We start from the raw sequence: 3,100 nt of genomic DNA, 5'->3' as shown, positions 1-3,100 counted from the left end.
CCGCTGAGGACAGCGGCCCGCCGGGGCATGTGCGAACCGGCTGGGACGGGGGAGTGTGACGTCCGCCCCGCCCCAGCCGGGGTCTTTACAGCACCCGGAGGAAGACCAGCGCCAGGACCGCGAGCGCGACGCCGAGAGCCCAGGTCTGCCACCAGGCCCACCAGGGCAGCGCACGGCGCTGACGGCGACGGCGGCGGCCGGTCATGACGCGGGCAGGGCGTCCGGCGCGATTGGAGCGGGGTTGGCGAGCGCCATCGGGTCGGTGGTCCACTCCGTACCTCCGCCCGACGCAATCAGCCAGGCCACCGGGTGCGGAGAGTTGCCCTCGGGCGCGATGGCACGCAGTGTGCCGCGGCGGCCGGTCGCGGTGTCCTCGACCTCCCGGCCGAGCCAGGGGTGGTCACGGTGGAGCATGCCGCGATTCATCGCGTATCACCGTCCCTCTTGGCCAGCGGCTCCCACGTGTAGCGCACGCGCACGCCGCGCTTCTGGAGCCAGCTCGTCTCGTGGTGACGGTGCTCGGAGGCGGACTCCGGCGCGATGGCGGCGGGCCACCGTACGAGCACCGAGGCGACCGCGCCGGCGGCCGCCAGTTCGCGCACGCGGCGCCACCCTTTCCGGCGGGCCGGGTCCGGCTCACCGAACTCGTCCGCGACGACCTCGGTGATCAGCAGACCGTGCCTCTGTGCGAAGGCGCGGCCCTCTTCCTCGGCGCGATCGGCGGCCAGGCTGGGAATCACCGTGCCGCGGTCGGCGCACACGTACAGCACGGTCGCAGCGGCGACCGGAGCCACCGGGGCGGCGGCTTCTTCCTGTGGTTTTCCTGCACTGCTCATCGCTGCCTCAGCAGGTGGATCGAAGGGCGGCGCCCCGCCGCGCCCCACGGGGGTACGAGGCGCGACGGGGCCGTACACGACACCTAACACTCAGTCACCGCCGTGCGGGCATGACGAAGTCCCCCCGGCCCACCGCCGCCCACTGACGAATTGACTCTTCCGTTACCTGCCAAGGGGTGGTCGTACGCCCTACCGTGCTGGTGTGGCGGAGAACCGAAACGAACCCTTAGCCGCCTGGATGACGGAGCACCAGATGTCGGCCGCCGAGCTTGCGGACGCGGTGAACGGCGCCATCGGCGAGTTCACCGGCAAGGTCGGCGCGACTGCCGACCGCACCGTATTCCGATGGCTGTCCGGCGAGAACCAGTGGCCCCAGGAACGTCAGCGTCGGGGGCTGGAAATGGTTACTGGCCTGCCCATACTGGCTCTAGGGTTCGTCCCTCGGGGGAAGTCCACGTCCGATCGAGCACCGGAGGACCCCGACGTGCACCGTCGCCGATTCGTCGGCGCGTCCGCAGGAGTCGCGGCGGCCGCCGTCATCCCCATGGGCCCCGTATCGGCCCGGCCCGTACGTGTCGGCACGACCGACGTGATCAGACTGCGCGCCGCCGTCGAACGGCTGACCGCCGTGGACGCCGAACGCGGCGGTCACGGTCTGGAGCGCGCCGCCCTGGACGGCGCCACCGAAGCGCTCACCCTTCAGAAACTGTCCACCACGCAACGCGTGCGGCAACGCCTGTTCGCGCTCGGCGCCGACTTCACCGCGACGGCCGCATGGTCATTGATCGACGCCGGTCACCTGGACGGCGCCGCGCGCCACCTGGACCGCGCCCTGACGCTCGCCGGGCTCGCCCAGGACTCCGAGATGACCATGCAGATCTGGAACCTCCGGGCCATGCTCGCCCGGCAGCGCCGCGAGTACGCCGAGGCGGTCGCCGCCGCGCAGGCCGCCCACGCGACTGCCATCGCCCGGCGCAGTCCGCTGCATACCTCACTCGCCCACGCGCGGACCGCCGTCGGCTGTGCGCACGGCGGTGACGTGCGCGCGGCGCTCAACTCCCTTGGACGCGCCGAGGACGCCCTCTCGAAGGCCGACCTGACGGAACCCCGCTCGCCGTGGATTGCCTTCTACGGACCGGCGGAGCTGTACTCCCTGACCGCCATCGTGCGCGACGTCGTGGGCCAGCCGGCGGAGGCCGAGGCGGCCTCCCACCGGGCACTTGCCGCCCTACCCCACTCCTACCGACGCAACCGCGGCCACACGACGGTCCGGCTCGCGCTCGCGCAGCTTCACCAGGGCGACGTCGAGCAGGCATGTGTCACCAGCGGCACCGTATTCACGATCATGGCAGGCGTTCCGCTTCCCGGGCGGATGCGGCAGCTCCTCGGGGACTTCCAGCGCGACCTGATCGCCCACGCTCCCTCGACGCGTATCGCGCACGAATGGACCGACCGGTACCGGACCGAATGGAGCAGCCCTTGACCACCACAGCAGTCGAACTACGCCGTTTCGGACACGATGATCTGCCGACCATCCGGCAGACCCTCCTGGACGTACACGCCGATGCCTACGCCGACGACATGACCGAGTTCGACGAACGGTTCCCGTGGTTCGTGGATCACTGGGGCGGCGATCCTGGATACGCCTGCGTCATCGGCTACGACCAGGACGAGCCGGTCGGCTTCGCCTACGGAGCCCCGGCCACAGAGGGCCGGGAGTGGTGGCGCGAACACCTCACCGAGCCACCGGTGGACGCGACGACCTTCTCCGTATCCGAGCTGATGGTCCGCCCGCGATGGCGCAAGACGGGGACGGCGAAACACCTTCACGAGGCGCTTCTCTCGGACCGGCCGGAGGCGCTGGCTGTGCTCCTGGTCGACCCCGACCACCCGAAGGTGGAAGCGCTGTACGAGACGTGGGGGTACCTCAGGATCGGTAACCGGCAGCCCTTCCCGGACTCCCCGAACTTCACGGTGATGCTCCGGGATCTCAGGGCCGCGATCGCTTCCTGAGCCACGCTCGACAGCAGTGCCCGGAGTCCGACGTGCGAGGGATCTCGGGCGCTGCTGCTGTGCGTTCCAGAAAACCGGAACGCACGGTGGGAGAGAACGGGAAGGGGGCATACGCAGTGGAGGGGGGGCCGCGGGTGGGGGGGGCCGCCGCGGGGCGGCGGCGGGGGGGCGAACAGCGGCGGGCCGCACGAGTGACGCGAGGGGGCACGCGAGGTCGGGGGGGGGGGGGTGGGGGGGTGACGGTGAGAGAT

The 3,100-nt window shown here is 71.2% G+C and carries 4 protein-coding genes; 2 read left to right on the top strand and 2 right to left on the bottom strand.

What is annotated here, in order from left to right; translation table 11 throughout:
- Positions 1-201: 201 nt before the first annotated feature.
- Complete coding sequence (locus ACFXPK_RS18665) at positions 202-414, bottom strand: hypothetical protein (protein ID WP_385076709.1); 213 nt, start codon at positions 412-414, stop codon at positions 202-204.
- Positions 415-422: 8 nt separating this feature from the next.
- Positions 423-836 carry a hypothetical protein gene (locus tag ACFXPK_RS18660; protein WP_385076706.1) on the bottom strand — a complete coding sequence of 138 codons (414 nt, stop codon included), beginning with the start codon at positions 834-836 and terminating at the stop codon, positions 423-425.
- Positions 837-1,038: 202 nt separating this feature from the next.
- On the opposite strand from ACFXPK_RS18660, the gene ACFXPK_RS18655 reads away from it, so the two are divergent.
- Positions 1,039-2,319 carry an XRE family transcriptional regulator gene (locus ACFXPK_RS18655; RefSeq protein ID WP_385076703.1) on the top strand — a complete coding sequence of 427 codons (1,281 nt, stop codon included), beginning with the start codon at positions 1,039-1,041 and terminating at the stop codon, positions 2,317-2,319.
- Positions 2,304-2,849, top strand: a complete 546-nt coding sequence (locus tag ACFXPK_RS18650) for a GNAT family N-acetyltransferase (RefSeq protein WP_385076700.1) — start codon at positions 2,304-2,306, stop codon at positions 2,847-2,849. Before ACFXPK_RS18655 ends, ACFXPK_RS18650 begins: the two co-directional genes overlap by 16 nt.
- The last annotated feature ends 251 nt before the right edge of the window (positions 2,850-3,100 follow it).

Origin of the sequence: Streptomyces sp. NPDC059142, assembly GCF_042755665.1 — a bacterium.
Lineage (GTDB): Bacteria > Actinomycetota > Actinomycetes > Streptomycetales > Streptomycetaceae > Streptomyces.
This window is presented reverse-complemented; position numbering and strand designations above follow the sequence as displayed.